14 protein-coding genes and 1 other annotated feature are annotated in these 19,918 nt (G+C 37.3%); of the genes, 13 read left to right on the top strand and 1 reads right to left on the bottom strand.

The window, feature by feature from the left end:
- Nucleotides 1-2 precede the first annotated feature (2 nt).
- The 8 genes from G7081_RS07475 (at nucleotide 3) to G7081_RS07440 (ending at nucleotide 12,650) form a co-directional block, all read left to right on the top strand.
- Complete coding sequence (locus G7081_RS07475; RefSeq protein WP_166008313.1) at nucleotides 3-980, top strand: alpha-ketoacid dehydrogenase subunit beta; 978 nt, start codon at nucleotides 3-5, stop codon at nucleotides 978-980.
- Between the two features lie 83 nt (nucleotides 981-1,063).
- On the top strand, nucleotides 1,064-2,683 hold the full coding sequence (locus G7081_RS07470) for a dihydrolipoyllysine-residue acetyltransferase (RefSeq protein WP_166008312.1): 1,620 nt from the start codon (nucleotides 1,064-1,066) through the stop codon (nucleotides 2,681-2,683).
- Nucleotides 2,684-2,695: 12 nt separating this feature from the next.
- Nucleotides 2,696-4,102, top strand: a complete 1,407-nt coding sequence (gene lpdA, locus G7081_RS07465; RefSeq protein WP_166008311.1) for a dihydrolipoyl dehydrogenase — start codon at nucleotides 2,696-2,698, stop codon at nucleotides 4,100-4,102.
- 163 nt (nucleotides 4,103-4,265) lie between these two features.
- The gene (locus tag G7081_RS07460; protein WP_202982265.1) at nucleotides 4,266-7,091 is read left to right on the top strand and encodes a GW dipeptide domain-containing protein; all 2,826 of its coding nucleotides are present in this window, start codon (nucleotides 4,266-4,268) and stop codon (nucleotides 7,089-7,091) included.
- 89 nt (nucleotides 7,092-7,180) lie between these two features.
- Nucleotides 7,181-9,628, top strand: coding sequence for a GW dipeptide domain-containing protein (locus G7081_RS07455; protein WP_166008309.1), 2,448 nt, complete (start codon nucleotides 7,181-7,183; stop codon nucleotides 9,626-9,628).
- 88 nt (nucleotides 9,629-9,716) lie between these two features.
- On the top strand, nucleotides 9,717-9,887 hold the full coding sequence (locus tag G7081_RS07450) for a hypothetical protein (RefSeq protein ID WP_166008308.1): 171 nt from the start codon (nucleotides 9,717-9,719) through the stop codon (nucleotides 9,885-9,887).
- A 115-nt stretch (nucleotides 9,888-10,002) separates the two neighbouring features.
- A complete protein-coding gene (locus tag G7081_RS07445; protein ID WP_166008307.1) occupies nucleotides 10,003-12,186 on the top strand; it encodes a Tex family protein in 2,184 nt (727 codons plus the stop codon).
- Nucleotides 12,186-12,650: a SprT family protein gene (locus G7081_RS07440; RefSeq protein ID WP_166008306.1), complete on the top strand. Its 465-nt coding sequence runs from the start codon at nucleotides 12,186-12,188 to the stop codon at nucleotides 12,648-12,650. The genes G7081_RS07445 and G7081_RS07440 overlap by 1 nt, the downstream gene beginning before the upstream one ends.
- Nucleotides 12,651-12,681: 31 nt before the next feature.
- On the opposite strand, the gene G7081_RS07435 is transcribed toward G7081_RS07440, so the two are convergent.
- On the bottom strand, nucleotides 12,682-13,656 hold the full coding sequence (locus tag G7081_RS07435) for an asparaginase (RefSeq protein WP_166008305.1): 975 nt from the start codon (nucleotides 13,654-13,656) through the stop codon (nucleotides 12,682-12,684).
- Nucleotides 13,657-14,011: 355 nt separating this feature from the next.
- Here G7081_RS07435 and G7081_RS07430 point away from each other — a divergent pair, with 355 nt between their 5' ends.
- The 5 genes from G7081_RS07430 (at nucleotide 14,012) to tpx (ending at nucleotide 19,590) form a co-directional block, all read left to right on the top strand.
- Nucleotides 14,012-15,742, top strand: coding sequence for a septation ring formation regulator EzrA (locus G7081_RS07430; protein ID WP_166008304.1), 1,731 nt, complete (start codon nucleotides 14,012-14,014; stop codon nucleotides 15,740-15,742).
- Nucleotides 15,743-15,875: 133 nt separating this feature from the next.
- Complete coding sequence (locus G7081_RS07425; RefSeq protein WP_166008303.1) at nucleotides 15,876-17,024, top strand: cysteine desulfurase family protein; 1,149 nt, start codon at nucleotides 15,876-15,878, stop codon at nucleotides 17,022-17,024.
- 14 nt (nucleotides 17,025-17,038) lie between these two features.
- Nucleotides 17,039-18,256, top strand: a complete 1,218-nt coding sequence (gene thiI, locus G7081_RS07420) for a tRNA uracil 4-sulfurtransferase ThiI (protein WP_166008302.1) — start codon at nucleotides 17,039-17,041, stop codon at nucleotides 18,254-18,256.
- 106 nt (nucleotides 18,257-18,362) lie between these two features.
- Nucleotides 18,363-19,031, top strand: a complete 669-nt coding sequence (locus tag G7081_RS07415) for a redox-sensing transcriptional repressor Rex (protein ID WP_166008301.1) — start codon at nucleotides 18,363-18,365, stop codon at nucleotides 19,029-19,031.
- A gap of 64 nt (nucleotides 19,032-19,095) precedes the next feature.
- Nucleotides 19,096-19,590 (top strand): thiol peroxidase, encoded by a 495-nt coding sequence (tpx, locus tag G7081_RS07410; protein ID WP_238786636.1) that lies wholly within the window; start codon nucleotides 19,096-19,098, stop codon nucleotides 19,588-19,590.
- A gap of 44 nt (nucleotides 19,591-19,634) precedes the next feature.
- Nucleotides 19,635-19,846, top strand: a binding site (T-box leader).
- The last annotated feature ends 72 nt before the right edge of the window (nucleotides 19,847-19,918 follow it).

Genomic DNA, 19,918 nt, shown 5'->3' with positions numbered 1-19,918 from the left:
TCATGGCACAAAAAACAATGATCCAAGCCATCACAGATGCGCTTGCTGTTGAATTAGAAAAAGATCCTAACGTCCTAATTTTTGGTGAAGACGTTGGTAATAACGGTGGTGTTTTCCGTGCGACTGAAGGCTTACAAGCTAAGTTCGGTGAAGACCGCGTGATGGATGCCCCTCTTGCTGAGTCAGGTATCGGTGGTATGGCATTCGGTTTAGCCTTAGAAGGTTACCGTCCAGTACCAGAAATCCAATTCTTCGGATTTATCTTCGAAGTAATGGATGAAGTTGTTGCTCAAATGGCACGTACTCGTTACCGTATGGGTGGCACTCGTCACATGCCAATTACAATCCGCGCGCCTTTCGGTGGTGGTGTACATACTCCAGAATTACATGCTGATAACTTAGAAGGATTGATCGCTCAATCTCCTGGTATCCGTGTTGTTATTCCGTCAAACCCATATGATGCTAAAGGATTACTTATTTCAGCAATCCGTGATAACGATCCAGTTATCTTCTTAGAGCACATGAAACTTTACCGTTCATTCCGTGATGAAGTTCCAGATGGTGAATACACTGTTCCCCTAGATAAAGCAGCTGTTACTAAAGAAGGTAAAGATGTTTCTATCATTACTTACGGTGCAATGGTTCGCGAATCAATCAAAGTTGCAGAAAAATTAGAAGCAGAAGGTATCTCAGTTGAAATTATCGACTTACGTACTGTTGCTCCTTTAGATATTGAAACAATTATCGCTTCAGTTGAAAAAACTGGTCGCGTAGTAGTTGTTCAAGAAGCTCAAAAACAAGCAGGGGTTGCTGCACAAGTTGTTTCTGAAATTTCAGAACGCGCAGTCATGTCATTAGAAGCTCCAGTTGGACGTGTATCTGCTCCAGACACAATCTTCCCATTCGGTCAAGCTGAAAATGCTTGGTTACCAAATGCAGCTGATATTGAAGCTAAAGTTAGAGAAGTATACGAATTCTAATTATAAAAAAATAAGCGAGTAGGGAGTTAGTTAGCTGACTCCCTATGCGCTAATACTATGTAAATGAAGGGATGAGTGCGATCATGGCATTTAAATTTAAATTACCAGATATCGGTGAAGGTATCGCAGAAGGCGAAATCGTAAAATGGTTTGTAGCAGTAGGCGATACAATTAACGAAGATGATACATTATTAGAAGTACAAAACGACAAATCTGTTGAAGAGATTCCATCTCCAGTAACAGGTAAAGTATTAAACATTGTTGTTCCAGAGGGAACTGTAGCAAACGTTGGTGACGTCTTAATCGAAATCGACGCTCCAGGTCACGAAGACAATGATGCTCCAGCAGAAGCAGCACCTGCAGCGCCAGCTCAAGAAGCGGCTCCAGCAGCAGCTCCAGCCGGTGGCGTATTCCAATTCAAATTACCAGATATCGGCGAAGGTATTGCTGAAGGCGAAATCGTTAAATGGTTCGTAGCAGCAGGCGATACAATCAACGAAGATGATACATTATTAGAAGTCCAAAACGACAAATCTGTTGAAGAGATTCCATCTCCAGTAACAGGTAAAGTTGTGAACATCGTTGTTGCTGAAGGTACAGTAGCAAACGTTGGTGATGTCTTAATCGAAATCGATGCACCAGGTCACAACGACTCAGCAGCTTCAGCTCCAGCAGCCCCAGCGGCAGCTGCACCAAAAGCAGAAGCAGCACCGGCAGCAGTTACACCAGTAGCAGCTGTAGCAGCAGATCCAAACAAACGCGTTTTAGCAATGCCTTCAGTCCGTCAACATGCACGTGAAAAAGGAATTGACATTACAACTGTACCTGCAACAGGTAAAGGTGGACGTGTTCTTAAATCAGATATTGATGCCGTAGCAGCAGGTGGCGCACCAGTAGCAACTACTGAAGCTCCAGCAGCAACAGCAACAACTGAGGCAGCTGCACCAAAAGCAGCAGCAACTCCAGTAGCAGCACCAATTGCTCCAGCAGCAAGTGGCGAAGCTCAAACTCGTGAGAAATTAACACCAATGCGTAAAGCAATTTCTAAAGCAATGGTTAACAGTAAACACACTGCTCCTCACGTAACATTATTTGATGATGTAGAAGTTTCTAAAATGTGGGATCACCGTAAGAAATTTAAAGATACAGCTGCGGCTCAAGATGTTAAATTAACATTCTTACCATACGTAGTTAAAGCGTTAGTTGCGACAATGCGCGACTTCCCAATCTTAAATGCTTCTATCGATGATACTACTGAAGAAATTGTTTACAAAAACTACTTCAACATCGGTATCGCTACAGATACTCCAAACGGATTATTTGTACCAAACATTAAAAACGCTGACTCAAAAGGCATGTTCCAAATTGCTAGCGAAATTACATCTAATGCTCAAAAAGCAATGGAAGGTAAATTAGCTGCAGGTGAAATGCGTGATGGTACAGTAACAATCAGTAACATTGGTTCAGCACGTGGTGGCTGGTTCACGCCAGTTATCAACTACCCTGAAGTAGCTATTTTAGGTGTAGGTACAATTGCTCAACAACCAATCGTGAACGAAGACGGCGAATTAGCTGTTGGACGCGTAATGAAATTATCATTAAGCTTTGACCACCGTATCGTTGATGGCGCTACAGCGCAAAATGCTATGAACAACATTAAACGTTTACTAGCAGATCCTGAATTATTATTAATGGAAGGGTAAGGTGAATTATTCATGGTAGTAGGAGATTTCGCTTTAGAATTAGATACAGTTGTTATCGGTGCCGGCCCTGGTGGGTACGTTGCAGCTATCCGTGCAGCTCAAATGGGACAAAAAGTTGCCATTATTGAACGTGAATACATCGGCGGCGTTTGTTTAAACGTCGGCTGTATTCCTTCAAAAGCACTTATCAGTGCAGGACATAAATACCAAGAAGCATTAGATTCAGAAATCTTTGGTGTATCAACTAAAGGTGTTGAATTAGACTTTGCTAAAACGCAAGATTGGAAAGATAACCAAGTTGTTAGCAAATTAACTTCTGGTGTTGAATTCCTTCTTAAGAAAAACAAAGTTGAAGTAATCAGAGGGGAAGCTTTCTTCGTAGATGAGCACACTTTACGTGTTATCAACGATGAATCAGCTCAAACTTATGAATTCAACAATGCGATTGTTGCGACTGGTAGTCGTCCAATCGAAATCCCAGGTTTCAAATTTGCTGGTCGTGTCTTAGATTCAACTGGTGGTTTAAACCTTAAAGAAGTACCTAAAAAACTGATCATCATCGGTGGTGGAGTTATTGGTGCTGAACTAGGTGGAGCTTACGCTAACCTAGGTGCTGAAGTAACTATCCTTGAAGGTTCTCCACAAATCTTACCAAGTTTTGAAAAAGACATGGTTAAATTAGTTGAGAAATCATTTGAAGATAAAGGTATTACAGTTGTCACTAAAGCAATGGCTAAAGAAGCTGTTGATAATGGTGATAGCGTAACAGTTAAATACGAAGTTGATGGTAAAGCGCAAGAAGTTACTGGTGACTACGTAATGGTAAACGTGGGACGTCGTCCAAACACTGATGAACTTGGTTTAGAAGTTGCGGGTGTTGAAATGACTGACCGTGGTTTAGTGAAAGTAGATAAACAAGGCCGTACGAATGTATCTTCAATCTTTGCGATTGGTGATATCACTCCTGGTGCTGCTCTTGCTCACAAAGCAAGCTACGAAGCTAAAATTGCTGCTGAAGCAATTGCCGGAAAACCTGTTGAAATCGACTACCGTGCTATGCCAGCTGTGGCCTTCACAGATCCTGAATTAGCAACTGTTGGTTTAACAGAAAAAGAAGCTAAAGAACAAGGCTTAGATGCTAAAGGTTACAAATTTGCATTAGGTGGAAATGGCCGTGCTATTTCTCTTAACCAAATGGAAGGTTTTGTACGCTTAGTAACAACTAAAGAAGACAACGTTATCGTTGGGGCACAAGTTGCCGGCGCTGGCGCTAGTGATATGATCGCTGAACTTGGTTTAGCAATCGAAGCTGGTATGAACGCTGAAGACATCGCTTTAACAATTCACTCACACCCATCACTTGCAGAAGCAGTAATGGATACAGCTGAATTAGCTTTAGGTATGCCTATTCATATGTAATAAATTGAAAGACCTGACTAGTAATAGTCAGGTCTTTTTTTGTTTGGATGCTTAGGCTCTAATGATGATCGTTTTCTGAAAATGTGTTGATATTTTTCTTAAGAACTTTGACGAGAAAATAAAAAAAAGGTATACTTTAGTATAAATGTTTTGGAGGATATATATGAAAAAAGTAAATATAATATTATTGATTATGGTTTTTTTTTCGTCTGTAAAAATTGTTAATGCTGAATCCTCTCAAGTTGTTAAAGAGGTTCAGCAACAAATTGCGTTCGATAAGTCAACGGCAGTCGGGAAAAATGGTAAAGGGGAAGATGATAGAGCTCATTCGGATAATTATTTTAAATTTAGTGAAAAAAACCCTAAAAAAACAAAAATAAATGAGTATATCAAAAAAAATAAATTGCCATTAGCAAATGTTGATTTTAAAGATAGCAGATTTGGAAAAATTACGCCTAAGTATAAATATGCTGGAAATAAGCCGATAGGTGTTGTTATTCACGAGACTGCAAATCCAAATTCAAATATTTATGGCGAAGTTAACTACATGTTTAATAATTATTTTAACGCTTTTGTTCATGCCTATGCTTCTAGTGATAAAATTATAAATACAGCACCTACCAAATATTTAGCTTGGGGGGCTGGTCCAGAAGCCAATCCTTATTTTATGCACATTGAACTGGTTGAAGAACACAGTTTAGACGCCTTTGCAAGATCTGTTAATAATGACGCTTATTGGGTTGCAACACAATTGCTTGAATATAACCTCCCTGTAACTTTTGGGGATACAAATGGAAACGGAACTGTTATTAGTCATTCAGCGATTTCTAAATTTTGGGGAGGATCAAATCATACAGATCCAGTTGGTTATTTTGGTTCTTGGGGTTACTCAATGAAAGAATTCTATGAACTAGTAAAAAAACATTACAATGGAATTGAACGATATAGAGAAATAGATGAAGATGTTAGATTAATTGAAGGAGGTTATTCTGTCTATAGTGCACCTAAAGGATTTGAAGGTGCAAAATATCTTGGTAAGACAAAGCAATACGTAGGGAAAGATTTTACAATAAAAAAAGAATCTATCGCTCCAGATGGGGTATCATATGAAATTCCTGGTATTGGCTGGGTAGGGAAAAATGCCTTTGAACAATTGAGTAAACCAAAATATAAAACGATGGATCAAGATGTCCGACTGTTGAATGGGAGTTTTGCAGTTTACAATGTGCCGAAGTATTACAAAGGATACAAGTATCTAAGCAATGCGAAAGCATATGAAGGGCAAGACTTTACAATCACAAGAGAAGCAACATCGAAAGATGGAGTATCATATGAAATTCCTGGTGTTGGCTGGGTAGGGAAAAATGCCTTTGAACAATTGAGTAAACCAAAATATAAAACGGTGGATCAAGATGTCCGACTATTGAATGGGAGTTTTGCAGTATACAACGTGCCCAAGTATTACAAAGGATACAAGTATCTAAGCAATGCGAAAGCATATGAAGGGCAAGACTTTACAATCACAAGAGAAGCAACATCGAAAGATGGAGTATCATATGAAATTCCTGGTGTTGGCTGGGTAGGGAAAAATGCCTTTGAACAATTGAGTAAACCAAAATATAAAACGGTGGATCAAGATGTCCGACTATTGAATGGGAGTTTTGCAGTATACAACGTGCCCAAGTATTACAAAGGATACAAGTATCTAAGCAATGCGAAAGCATATGAAGGGCAAGACTTCACAATCACAAGAGAAGCGACATCGAAAGATGGGGTATCATATGAATTAAAAGAAACTGATGATAAAGTAATCGGTTGGGTAGGAAAAAATGCTTTTGAAAATCTAGAACCAGAAAATTATAAAACAATTAACAAAAAAATGTGGTTAGATAGTAGTAAAGGGTATGCAATCTACAGCAAACCGAAATATTATAAAGGTTATCAAAAAACAGGCAATATAAAAACACTAGCAAGTAAGGATTACTTGGTAACACGACAAGCAACGGCATCAGATGGAATTTCATATGAAATTAGTCTAAACGATGAAGTAATTGGTTGGGTTGGTAAGGGAGCATTTAAAGAAATAGAACATCCTTCTTATGAGTCAGTAAACAAAGAAATGAGATTAACAGGAAGTAATTTTGGAGTGTCTACCGCACCGAAATATTATGAAAATTATAGTTATTTGGGTACTGTTTCAAGTTTAGGTTTGGCAGGTAAAGATTGCCTAGTAACAAGACAAGCACAAGCATCTGACGGTATCTCGTATGAAATAAGTGTAGAGGGTCAAGTGATTGGCTGGGCAGGGAAAAATGCTTTTGAAAATCTAGAACCAGAAAACTATAAAACAATTAACAAAAAAATGTGGTTAGATAGTAGTAAAGGGTATGCAATCTACAGCAAACCGAAATATTATAAAGGTTATCAAAAAACAGGCAATATAAAAACACTAGCAAGTAAGGACTACTTGGTAACACGACAAGCAACGGCATCAGATGGAATTTCATATGAAATTAGTCTAAACGATGAAGTAATTGGTTGGGTTGGTAAGGGAGCATTTAAAGAAATAGAACATCCTTCTTATGAGTCAGTAAACAAAGAAATGAGATTAACAGGAAGTAATTTTGGAGTGTCTACCGCACCGAAGTATTATGAAAATTATAGTTATTTGGGTACTGTTTCAAGTTTAGGTTTGGCAGGTAAAGATTGCCTAGTAACAAGACAAGCACAAGCATCTGACGGTATCTCGTATGAAATAAGTGTAGAGGGTCAAGTGATTGGCTGGGTAGGGAAAAATGCCTTTGCCATTTTACAGAAGACTCAAGCAATCACAGAAACTGAAAGTGAAGAACTGATAGAAACTGAAAGTGAAGAACTGATAGAAACTGAAAGTGAATTAAGTGAAGAGTCTCAAGAGGAGAAGAAGTATCCTTTAAGCGATGAAAGCACTACTGTTGAAATGATTGATGAATCTTTAGAATTACTTTAAGATAAAGATGATGTGAACTTTGAGGAGCTAATTTAATATGAAGCAAGCTTGCAAACTGCAAGCTTGCTTTTTTAAAAGTGGGGTATCATATGTTAGTAAAAAAGAATAAAAAATATTTATTAATACTTTTATTTATTATGTTGTTTGGATATGAGTTAAAGGCTTTTTCAAAGTCAGAAACAAAAGCTATAAGTACTAATGAAAATAGACAAGTAGAAAGACAACGTTTTATTAGTGCTATAGGTGAAGTTGCTCAAAAAAAAGCTGCTGAAAATGACTTATTTGCATCTGTTATGATAGCGCAAGCAGCATTAGAGAGTAATTTTGGAACGAGTGTATTGGGTTCTGAGCCAAACAATAATTTATTTGGTATTAAGTGGAATAAAGGAGACCTTTGGGATAAGGTTTTTGTTTGGACTAAAGAAGCGAATGAAAAAGGAGAGTTAGTTGATGTTTATGCTAGCTTCAGGAAATACCCAGATATAAAATATTCATTGCAAGATAATGTCGATAAGCTAAAAAAGGGAGTATCTTGGGATAAAAACAGGTATAAAGGAGCATGGAAGTCTGTTGCTAAAAAATATAGCAATGCAACTAAGCACTTACAAGGACGCTATGCGACGGATCCTAACTATGCTCAGAAATTAAACAAACTAATTGAACAATATCAGTTAAACAGGTTCGATAAGCAGTTTACCTACTTTGAAATAGATGAAGATGTTAGATTAATTGAAGGAGGTTATTCTGTCTATAGTGCACCTAAAGGATTTGAAGGTGCAAAATATCTTGGTAAGACAAAGCAATACGTAGGGAAAGATTTTACAATAAAAAAAGAATCTATCGCTCCAGATGGGGTATCATATGAAATTCCTGGTATTGGCTGGGTAGGGAAAAATGCCTTTGAACAATTGAGTAAACCAAAATATAAAACGGTGGATCAAGATGTCCGACTATTGAATGGGAGTTTTGCAGTATACAACGTGCCCAAGTATTACAAAGGATACAAGTATCTAAGCAATGCGAAAGCATATGAAGGGCAAGACTTTACAATCACAAGAGAAGCAACATCGAAAGATGGAGTATCATATGAAATTCCTGGTGTTGGCTGGGTAGGGAAAAATGCCTTTGAACAATTGAGTAAACCAAAATATAAAACGGTGGATCAAGATGTCCGACTATTGAATGGGAGTTTTGCAGTATACAACGTGCCCAAGTATTACAAAGGATACAAGTATCTAAGCAATGCGAAAGCATATGAAGGGCAAGACTTCACAATCACAAGAGAAGCGACATCGAAAGATGGGGTATCATATGAATTAAAAGAAACTGATGATAAAGTAATCGGTTGGGTAGGAAAAAATGCTTTTGAAAATCTAGAACCAGAAAATTATAAAACAATTAACAAAAAAATGTGGTTAGATAGTAGTAAAGGGTATGCAATCTACAGCAAACCGAAATATTATAAAGGTTATCAAAAAACAGGCAATATAAAAACACTAGCAAGTAAGGATTACTTGGTAACACGACAAGCAACGGCATCAGATGGAATTTCATATGAAATTAGTCTAAACGATGAAGTAATTGGTTGGGTTGGTAAGGGAGCATTTAAAGAAATAGAACATCCTTCTTATGAGTCAGTAAACAAAGAAATGAGATTAACAGGAAGTAATTTTGGAGTGTCTACCGCACCAAAGTATTATGAAAATTATAGTTATTTGGGTACTGTTTCAAGTTTAGGTTTGGCAGGTAAAGATTGCCTAGTAACAAGACAAGCACAAGCATCTGACGGTATCTCGTATGAAATAAGTGTAGAGGGCCAAGTGATTGGCTGGGCAGGGAAAAATGCTTTTGAAAATCTAGAACCAGAAAACTATAAAACAATTAACAAAAAAATGTGGTTAGATAGTAGTAAAGGGTATGCAATCTACAGCAAACCGAAATATTATAAAGGCTATCAAAAAACAGGTAATATAAAAACACTAGCAAGTAAGGACTACTTGGTAACACGACAAGCAACGGCATCAGATGGAATTTCATATGAAATTAGTCTAAACGATGAAGTAATTGGTTGGGTTGGTAAGGGAGCATTTAAAGAAATAGAACATCCTTCTTATGAGTCAGTGAACAAAGAAATGAGATTAACAGGAAGTAATTTTGGAGTGTCTACCGCACCGAAATATTATGAAAATTATAGTTATTTGGGTACTGTTTCAAGTTTAGGGTTGGCAGGTAAAGATTGCCTAGTAACAAGACAAGCTCAAGCATCTGACGGTATCTCGTATGAAATAAGTGTAGAGGGTCAAGTGATTGGCTGGGTAGGGAAAAATGCCTTTGCCATTTTACAGAAGACTCAAGCAATCACAGAAACTGAAAGTGAAGAACTGATAGAAACTGAAAGTGAAGAACTGATAGAAACTGAAAGTGAATTAAGTGAAGAGTCTCAAGAGGAGAAGAAGTATCCTTTAAGTGATGAAAGCACTACTGTTGAAATGATTGATGAATCTTTAGAATTACTTTATGACAATATAGAAAATTAAATTAAGAAGGACAAAGAATTAACATACAGTTGGCGGATAGTAACATGATTTAGTAAATGCTTATATATTATCATTTAGGGGGTACGATATGTTTCAAGTGTTATTTTTAATGTTAACGTGGATAAGTGCATTTGTGATGATGATTAGTTTGATTGCAACCATTTATTTATGGGCGAATGGTCATCGGACATTTAGAATGTTTATTTTTAGCGTTATCTTTTTTGCTATCAGTTTAATCGGTTTAGTTATTTTTAGTTAAGAACAATCTTCGGATTGTTCTTTTTGTTTAGTCATGTTGATTTGATTAGTTTCTAATCCGTGGATGCTGTATAATAGAAGATGAGATTATTAAGATAGACAAAGGGGTTTTAAATATGGCAGTCGAATTAAATCAAGAAATTTTAGCAATGTTAACAAAAGAATTGAGTGGTATTGGTGTCAAACAAATCAAAACTGTTTTGACGTTATTAGAAGAGGGTAATACCGTGCCTTTTATCGCTCGTTACCGTAAAGAAATGACAGGGAGTTTGGATGAAGTCCAAATCCGCGATATATCTGAACGTTATACTTATATTCAAAACTTAGAAAAACGTAAAGAAGACGTGATTCGTAACATTGAAGAACAAGGGCTATTGACAGATGAGTTAACAAATAAAATTATGAAGGCTGCTAAGATGCAACAAGTGGAAGATTTATATCGTCCCTTCAAACAAAAACGCCGCACAAAAGCGACAATGGCCAAAGAAAAAGGGTTAGAACCGTTTGCTTTGTGGTTAAAAGAATTACCAGTAACAGGTGATGTCTCTGCTGAAGCAGTTAAATACATCGATGAGGAAAAAGAAGTCTTAACAGAAGAAGATGTCTTAGCCGGAGCACATGAAATTTTGGCTGAAACAGTTGGGGATGAACCAACATTCAGAACTTGGACCCGTGATTTCCTATATAAAAATGGCGAGGTCGTAAGTAAAGTCAAAGATGCTGAGAAAGATGAAAAAGGCGTTTTTGAAATGTACTATGACTATTCAGAGGCTATTAGTAAAATTGTCGCTCACCGTATTTTGGCAACAAATCGTGGCGAAAAAGAGGGGATCCTTAAAGTTGATCTAGTTTGTGATGAAGCTCAAATTTTTAACTATTTAAATCGAGCAATCATTGGTGACAAACAGCAATCACCTGCAGCACCCTTTGTGCAAGCAGCTTATGAAGATGCTTATAAACGTTTCATTGGTCCAGCGATTACTCGTGAGATTCGTAATGAATTAACGGAAAAAGCAGATGAGCAAGCCATTGGTATTTTTGGTCAAAACTTGCATAACTTATTATTACAATCACCGTTAAAAGGCAAAGTCGTTTTAGGATTTGACCCAGCTTACCGTACTGGTTGTAAAATGGCGGTGGTTGATGAAACGGGTAAAGTATTAGCGATTCAAGTAATCTACCCACATAAACCGGCGAGCAATGATAAGCGAGCTGCAGCTGGTAAACTCTTCAATGAGTTAGTTGAAAAGTATCAAGTGGAAATGGTTGCTATTGGAAATGGTACCGCAAGCCGCGAATCAGAATTATTTGTAGCAGAACAATTAAAACAATTACCTCGTGAAGTTTTCTATGTGATTGTAAATGAAGCGGGAGCATCGGTTTATTCAGCCAGTGATGTGGCTCGTACAGAATTTCCTGATTTACAAGTTGAAGAACGTAGTGCTATTAGTATCGCTCGTCGTTTACAAGATCCCTTAGCTGAGCTTGTGAAGATTGATCCTCAAGCAGTAGGCGTTGGTCAGTATCAACACGATGTGTCACAAAAAATGCTAGGAGAACAATTAGACTTTGTTGTTGAAACAGCGGTAAACCAAGTCGGTGTAACCGTTAATACAGCAAGTCCACAGTTGTTACAACATATTTCAGGATTGAATAAAACAACTGCGACTAATATTGTGAAGTTCCGTGAAGAAAATGGAGCCTTTGCAAGTCGTGCTCAATTGAAAAAAGTACCTCGCTTAGGACCTAAAGCTTATGAGCAAGCGATTGGCTTCTTACGTATTCCAGCAGCTAAAAATATTTTAGATAATACAGGAATTCACCCAGAAAGTTATGCTACAGCTAAAGAAGTTTTAGCTAAAGCAGGGGTAACTAATAAAGATTTAGGAACACCGGAAGCTAAAGAATCGTTAGAGCGTTTAAATGTGACACAATTAGCAACAGAGCTATCTGTTGGGGAAGAAACCTTGAAAGATATCGTTGCCGGCTTAATTCAACCGGGACGTGACTTGCGTGATGAAATGGCAGCGCCATTATTACGTAAAGATGTATTAAGTATGGAAGATTTAAAACCTGGTATGGAGTTAGAAGGAACCGTTCGTAACGTGGTAGACTTCGGTGCCTTTGTTGATATTGGTGTCAAACAAGATGGCATGGTTCACATTTCTAAATTAAGTAATAAATTCGTTAAACACCCAACGGACATTGTTGCTGTTGGCGATGTGGTAACAGTTTGGGTGGAGTCAGTTGATTTGCAAAAAGGTCGTATCGCTTTAAATATGTTAGGACCAACTGAGTAATGACAACGGAACAATTATTAAAACAGGAAACGCTGCAATCAATGGTTGAAGCAGTCTCGCTTGAATTTTTTAGCAAACCGTTTAAACATCATGCGACCTATAATCGTCGGTTACAAACGACTGGTGGGCGCTATCACCTTGGCAGTCACGATTTAGACTTCAATCCTAAAGTGGTTGAAGTTTATGGAGAAGAGGAGTTAATTAAGGTCATAAAACATGAGTTGTGCCATTATCACCTTCACATTGAAGGGAAAGGCTATCAGCATCGTGATCGTGATTTTAAAGAACTCTTAAAAGCAACAGGTGGGACTCGTTTTGTGCCGCCGTTAGTTGAAAAGAAAAAGCGTGCGCCTAAATATCTATATCAATGTAAAACATGTGGCAAGGCATTTCCTCGCCAACGTAAAATTAACCTTTGGCGTTATGGCTGTCCTTGTGGTGGTCGACTAAAATTAATAAAATAAAAAAGCCCTTCTATCGAAGGGCTTTTTTGTTTTAAACTTTTTCAATCATAAAGTCATTAAATTCGGCTTTAGTTAGGTTGGCATTTAGCGCAACTAGTAATTTAATACGCGCTTTTTGGCTGTTTAATCCGTTACAGAAAATAACACCTTTTTTCTCTAATTGGATACCGCCACCTTCGTAACCGTAAACCCCTTCAGCAACACCGTTGAAACAACGTGAGACTAAGATGACAGGAATATTTTTAGCAATCATTGCTTCAATAGCAGGCACGGTTTTTGGTGGTAGGTTACCAGCGCCAAGTGCTTCGATGACCAGACCATCAATTTGACTATCAGCAAGTAAGTCTAGGATTTCAGAATCCATACCAGCGTATGCTTTAACAATTGGGATACGAGCAGATACATTTGCAATATCAAGTGTATGGCTAGTTAATAGTTGTTGATAGAATGAAACTTTGTGTTTTGTGACTAATCCAACAGGACCAAAAGTCGGTGTTCTGAATGTAGCGACGTTTGTTGTGTGAGTTTTAGTCACGTAACGTGCTGTATGAATTTCATCGTTCATGACAACTAAGACACCTTTACCTTGTGATTGGTCATCACAAGCAACACGAATTGCTGTTAAGAAATTATAAAGTCCATCCGTTCCGATTTCGTTACTTGAGCGCATCGCGCCAGTGACAACGATTGGTAATAGGTCGCCAACGGTAATATCTAAGAAATAAGCTGTTTCTTCTAATGTGTCTGTTCCGTGAGTAATCACAACGCCAGCAAAGTTTTCAGTAGCGGCTTTTGCAACGCGTTCTTTTAGAGCAAGCATGTGCTCTGGTGTAATATGTGGAGAAGGGACATATAAAAAGTCCTCAACGATTAATTCGGTTTCTGTATCATTCATGTTTGAGAAATTTAATAATGGATTGCTTTGCTCAGTCGACACTTCACCAGTTTGGCTATCTTCTGCCATGGCAATTGTTCCGCCTGTGTGCAAGACTAAAATACGTTTCATGTCATCCCAACTTTCTTGTTATTTATTGTCATAAATCATTAGTCTGATTATAACAAAAAAAACGATTACATACAGTATTTTATAAATAAGAATTCATTGAGAAAATGATGAATTTATCCCAAGGTAGTAAAGGCAATTAAAAGTTTTTTTATAGGAGATTAAAAAAGGTTTGAATAGAACTGTTCAATTTCTAATTTTTTCGGGTTGAAGCTAGCATTTTTTAGACATTATGTGTATAATTTATTAAGTCTGAGTATGTTCTTTTTATGATAGAAAATAAACAATATGATATACTAAAATTAATAATTAAAAGCTTGCTGAAACTGAGTTTAAAAAAGCGATGGAGGAAACAAAAATGAAATCAAATACAATCTTATGGATATTTCTAGCGATTATTCTAATTGCGGCAGTAGCTTATCTTGCAGCGTTTATTGTGAGACGAAAAAATGAAGGGCGATTAAAAGAATTAGAAGAACGTAAAATGTCATTATTTGAATTGCCTGTAAATGAAGAAGTGGATGAAGTGAAGCAAATGCATCTAGTTGGTCAAAGCCAAAATACATTCCGTGAATGGCAAGAAAAATGGTCAGATTTATCAACGGCCTCATTTGCCGAATTAGAAACAAAAATCTTCGATGCAGAAAACTTAAACCAAACATTTAAATTTGGTGGCGTGAAGAAAGCGATTGTTGATGCAGAAGAAACAATGGATTCGATGGAATCAAAAGTAGCGGATATCCGTGTTGGTTTGAAATATTTACGTGACCGTGAAGCCGAAAACTCAGTAGCAGTACAAGAAGCATTAGATAAATATGAAGAAGTTAAAACACAAATCACTGAAGAAGAAGCGAAATTTGGACCAGCTATCGAAAGTTTGAAAAAAGAAATTGATAGCATCGATAACCAATTCAAATCATTTGTAGCTTTAAATACGTCTGGTGATCCAATGGAAGCTGGTTTAGTTTTAGCAGAGGCTGAAGAACAAGCTAAAGCTTTAGAAGAAAAAATGACAGTCATCCCAGGTTACTTTGAAGAGTTGGATCAAGAGTTTCCAATTCAAATGAAAGAAATCGTTAGTGGTCATGAAACATTAGTTAAACAAAAATATCAATTCCCAGAAGTTAAGATTGAAGAACAAATTAAAGAAGTTAACCAAAAAATTGGTAAGAACGTTAATAATTTAAAAGAAATGGATTTAGAATTAGTTAAATCTGAAAATGAAGCAATCGCTGAACAAATTGATGGGTTATACAACATCATGGAGCAAGAGATTGAATCAAAACAATTTGTTGATAAAAATGTTAAAACAACAAATGAGTACATTGAACACATTAGTAAAAACAACAAACAATTAAAGATTGAATTAGACCATGTATCTCAATCATATGCGTTAAATAACAATGAACAAGGTCGTGCTGAAGAGTTCGAAAAACAAGTTGATAACATCGCTAAAGCATTTAAAGAAACAGAAGAAAAAATCAACAAAAATACTGTTGTTTACAGTGATGCTGAGTTTGAAATTAAAAACCATTTAGAAGCTTTAGATGAAGTGGAAAACAATCAAATCGCTATTAACGAATCGGTGACTGAGATGCGTGAAGGTGAAAAAATGGCTCAAAGTAAAATCGATACATTTGAATTTGATATGCGTGCCATCAAACGTAAAGTGGATAAACAACGTTTACCAGGTTTGCCGAAAGATTACTTAGACTTCTTCTATGTGGCAACAGATAGAATTGAAGAATTAAGTCATGAATTAAACAAAATGCGTATCGATATGGATCGCATCAATCAATTGGTTTCATTCTGTGAAGAAGACATCCAAATGTTAGATGATAAAACAGAAGAATTAATTGATAGCGCAGCGCTAACTGAACAAATGTTACAATATTCAAACCGTTACCGTATGACGGATGAAGACATGGCAGAAGCTGTGACTAAAAGCTATGAACTATTCACTGAAGAGCACCGCTACAACGATGCCTTGGATGAGATTGGCGTTGCTTTAGAACAAGTTGAGCCAGGTGCTTTCAAACGTATTGAAGCAGCATACTTCAGTACTAAAGGAAATAACACACAATTTTAAAACATAAGGAGGGCTAAAAGGCTCTCCTTTTTCTTTTTGTTTTAAATGTGTCGCATTGATATTAAGACAGATAAAGACTATAATAAGTAGTGCTTTAATCAGCCTAGAGAGAATATAAATAGAGGTGGATAAAATGATCTATTTTGACAATAGTGCCACAACTGCGGTTCATCCTGCAGTTTTAGATACGTATGTAAAAACAAGTCAACGGATACTTGGCAACCCATCAAGTTTACATCGCTTAGGAAACCAAGCCAGTCGCTTGTTAAATGAGTCACGTAAACAGATTGCCGAAATGTTGGCAGTTGATCCAAGTGAGATTTTTTTCACTAGTGGAGGAACAGAAGGAAATAACTGGATTATCAAGGGAACAGCCTTAGCTAAGGCTGACTTTGGTAAACACATTATTATTTCTGCTGTGGAACACAGTGCTGTGTCAGCCGCAGCGCTGCAGTTAACTGATTTAGGATTTGAAGTCAGTGTGGCACCAGTTGATGAACGTGGTCAAGTTCGTGTAGATAAAGTAAAAGAATTATTACGACCAGATACAATTTTAGTATCAGTTATGGCAGTCAACAATGAGGTAGGGGCTGTTCAACCGATTCGAGAAATTGGTGATTTATTGAAGGAGCATCCAACAACTCATTTTCATGTCGATGCTGTTCAAGGATTAGGTAAAATCCCAACAAGTCGTTTCTTGACAAAGCGAGTGGATTTTGTGACTTTCTCAGCTCATAAATTCCATGGACCAAAAGGAACTGGTTTTATTTATTGGAAAAAAGGGCGTCGAATTGAACCGCTATTAAACGGTGGTGGTCAAGAAAGTCAACAACGTAGTGGGACGGAAAATGTTCCGGGGATTGTTGCCATGGCGCGTGCTGTTCGTCTGCATTTAACAGACCAGGAGTTAAAGAATAAACGAGAACAAAATATCAAAGACTATCTAATTGACTCGTTGAAAAAATACCCCAAAGTAACCTTGTTCTCTGAAGCGAATGAGGACTATGCACCGCATATTGTTTGTTTTGGCTTGAAAGATATTAAAGGTGAAGTATTAGTTCACGCTTTTGAAACGAAAGATATTATTATTTCTACAACCAGCGCTTGCTCAAGTAAGAGTAAAGTGTCTGGCAGTACCTTATCTGCTATGGCGGTGCCTGAAGCCAAAGCAATTACAGCTGTTCGTTTAAGTATCAATGCGGATACAACAATGGTGGAAGCAGAGCAGTTCATGGTGGCCTTTAATCAATTACAAGAAAAATTTTCAAAAATTAATAACTAGTTAGGATGAAATAGATGAACTATACAGAAGTAATGGTCCGTTATGGTGAGCTATCAACAAAAGGAAAAAACAAACGTATTTTTATTCGTATTTTAGCAACAAACGTTAAAAAAGCGCTGCATGCTTTTCCTGAAGTTAAAGTTCATGGTGAACGTGACCGGATGCATTTATTATTAAATGGTGCAGATAGCGCAGGTGTTTTAAATGCCTTAAAACCAATCTTCGGGATCCAAAACTTTTCACCAGCGATTCGTGTGGAGAAAGATTTGGATACGATTTATCAAACAGCGGTAGAGATGGTGAAAGAACACTACCAACCGGGGATGAGTTTCAAAGTGAATGCTCGTCGTGCCGATCATGATTTTGAATTAGATACCAATGAATTGAACCGTGAAGTTGGTTATCACGTGATTCAGGCTATTCCTGAAATTGATGTGAAGATGAAAAATCCTGATATTACCATGCGTGTGGAAATTCGTATGGATGGTGCTTACTTATCATGTGAGACAATCAAAGGAGCAGGTGGTTTACCTGTTGGTTCTAGTGGTCGTGGGATGTTGATGTTATCTGGTGGGATTGACTCACCCGTTGCAGGCTACTTAGCGATGAAGCGTGGGGTTGAAATTGAAGCCGTTCATTTCCATAGTCCACCTTATACAAGTCAACAAGCTTTAGATAAAGCTAAAGATCTAACCGTAAAACTAGTACCTTATGTCGGAAGTATTCAGTTTATTGAAGTGCCGTTTACTGAGATTCAAGAAGAAATTAAAAAGTCTGTTGATGAAGGTTATTTGATGACCATTACGCGTCGGTTCATGCTGCGTATTACAGATGAAATTATGAAACAACGCAAAGGTTTAGCCATCTTTAATGGTGAATCTTTAGGGCAAGTTGCCTCACAAACATTGCATAGCATGATTGCCATTAATGATGTGACAACAACACCGATTATTCGACCCGTCGTTGCGATGGATAAAAATGAAATTATTGAAGTAGCTGAAAAAATTGATACGTTTGATTTAGCTATTCAACCATTTGAAGATTGTTGCACAATCTTTGCGCCGCCAAAGCCCAAAACAAAACCACGTTTGGATCGTGCAATTGCTATGGAAGAACGGATGGATGTTGAAGGATTAGTTGCACGTGCTGTTGCAGGTATTAAAATTACTGAAATACAATCTGGTCAACGCTATTTAGCTGGTGATCAAGATGAATTTGATGATTTACTATAAAAGACTGAGCTTAGCTCGGTCTTTTTTTGTTTGTGAAGAGTGATTGCTAATGTTTCACAAGAATGGTACACTTGTAATGTGAAAAGTTTAACAAAGGAGTGAGAAGATGGCAGTAGAAGCAGAATTAAAAATCCCAAACGCCACAGCAAAACGTATACCTTTGTATTACCGATACTTAAGAACATTAGCAGAATCCAATGTTGAAAGAATTAAATCTCAAGAATTTAGTCAGCTGATTCAAATCCCATCAGCAACCATTCGCCGAGATTTTTCTCATTTTGGGGAGTTAGGCAGAAGTGGCTATGGTTATGATGTATCTTATCTGATCGAAGTGTTTGGCCACATTTTAAATACTCAGGTTAAGAAACCGCTAGCAGTTGTGGGAGCTGGAGATTTAGGGAAAGCATTAGCGAAAAATAATTTCCGTCGTAATGACAATTTACAAATAGAAGCTATATTTGATAATAACCCAGAAATCATTGGCACGATGGTTAATGGAATTGAAGTTCAAAGTGTTAAAGATTTTAGCAAAGTGATTAAAGCTAAGGGAATCACTACCGCTATCTCGACAGTGCCAAGCAAATATTCACAAGATGCTGTTAATCACATGGTAGAGGCAGGCATTACCGCCATCTTAAACTTTGCTCCAGGACGTGTGACAGTGCCAGATAATGTTAAAGTTCAATACATAGATTTAACGACGGAACTACAAACCTTAATATACTTTGATGAGAATTTTAGTTCGAATCACCAATTTAATTTTAGTAATCAGTAGTAAGCAGATTAATAGTCAATCGGATTCCTTAGTTCTATAATTAAGATAAGAAAAGGAGGGCGTTATGATGAAAATTTCAATTAAAGGTGAAGAGTTTACTTTGCCAGGTCAACCTGTTTCAGTAGGAGCCCAAGCTCCTGATTTCAAGATGCAAGATTTAGAGGACACAGTTAAAACTTTAGCTGATTTCCAAGGGAAGCCAACGATTATTAGTGTGGTACCAGCAATTGAAACGCGCATCTGTCAGTTGCAAACAAAACGTTTTAATCAAGAAGCTGGCAATATGCCTGAGGTAAACTTGGTGACAGTTTCGACGGATTCTAAAGAAACGCAAGCTAATTGGTGTGCTTCAGAAGGTGTCACAATGACCATGTTACGAGATGAAGATCGTGAATTTGGTAAAGCTTATGGCTTGTATTTAGCTGAAAAAGACTTTGATACACGAGCGCTAATTGTATTGGATACTAATGGTCAAGTTGCTTATGTGAAAGTCTCAGAGGAAGTTTCAGAAGAACCAAATTACCGTGCGGCGTTAGATATTGTGAACAGCTTAATCTAAGATTATCCAGATTGACGAATCAGTGTCTTCCGTGTAAAATAATACACAAGACAATGATTAAGAGGAGTAACTTCTGTCAGAAATGCTAGAGAAAAAATCCCCGGCTGAAAGATTTTTATTTCTAAAGAAGTGAAGGTAGCTTAATCGTCGAGTGACTGAACTAAAAGTAAGTCATTCCGATTCGTGATCGTTAACTCACTTAGAGAAATAGACTTAGTCTATAATTTAGGTGGTACCGCGTTAATTCGCCCTAAAACACAGGTGTGTTTTAGGGCTTTTTTTTATGATCATTGTCATCAGACTATTAAATAAACAAGACAGAAAGAAG

Source organism: Vagococcus coleopterorum, from assembly GCF_011303955.1.
Taxonomy (GTDB): domain Bacteria; phylum Bacillota; class Bacilli; order Lactobacillales; family Vagococcaceae; genus Vagococcus_D; species Vagococcus_D coleopterorum.
Note: the sequence above shows the minus strand (reverse complement) of the source record. Positions and strands in the feature narration are given on the sequence as shown.

Bases quoted from the DNA above. Each gene is read 5' to 3' on its own strand.
- G7081_RS07445 (WP_166008307.1), top strand. From the start codon at position 10,003: ATGGCAGTCGAATTAAATCAAGAAATTTTAGCAATGTTAACAAAAGAA.
- G7081_RS07440 (WP_166008306.1), top strand. From the start codon at position 12,186: ATGACAACGGAACAATTATTAAAACAGGAAACGCTGCAATCAATGGTT.
- G7081_RS07415 (WP_166008301.1), top strand. From the start codon at position 18,363: ATGGCAGTAGAAGCAGAATTAAAAATCCCAAACGCCACAGCAAAACGT.
- G7081_RS07450 (WP_166008308.1), top strand. From the start codon at position 9,717: ATGTTTCAAGTGTTATTTTTAATGTTAACGTGGATAAGTGCATTTGTG.
- G7081_RS07470 (WP_166008312.1), top strand. From the start codon at position 1,064: ATGGCATTTAAATTTAAATTACCAGATATCGGTGAAGGTATCGCAGAA.
- G7081_RS07430 (WP_166008304.1), top strand. From the start codon at position 14,012: ATGAAATCAAATACAATCTTATGGATATTTCTAGCGATTATTCTAATT.
- thiI (WP_166008302.1), top strand. From the start codon at position 17,039: ATGAACTATACAGAAGTAATGGTCCGTTATGGTGAGCTATCAACAAAA.
- G7081_RS07460 (WP_202982265.1), top strand. From the start codon at position 4,266: ATGAAAAAAGTAAATATAATATTATTGATTATGGTTTTTTTTTCGTCT.
- G7081_RS07425 (WP_166008303.1), top strand. From the start codon at position 15,876: ATGATCTATTTTGACAATAGTGCCACAACTGCGGTTCATCCTGCAGTT.
- tpx (WP_238786636.1), top strand. From the start codon at position 19,096: ATGATGAAAATTTCAATTAAAGGTGAAGAGTTTACTTTGCCAGGTCAA.
- G7081_RS07455 (WP_166008309.1), top strand. From the start codon at position 7,181: ATGTTAGTAAAAAAGAATAAAAAATATTTATTAATACTTTTATTTATT.
- lpdA (WP_166008311.1), top strand. From the start codon at position 2,696: ATGGTAGTAGGAGATTTCGCTTTAGAATTAGATACAGTTGTTATCGGT.
- G7081_RS07475 (WP_166008313.1), top strand. From the start codon at position 3: ATGGCACAAAAAACAATGATCCAAGCCATCACAGATGCGCTTGCTGTT.
- G7081_RS07435 (WP_166008305.1), bottom strand. From the start codon at position 13,656: ATGAAACGTATTTTAGTCTTGCACACAGGCGGAACAATTGCCATGGCA.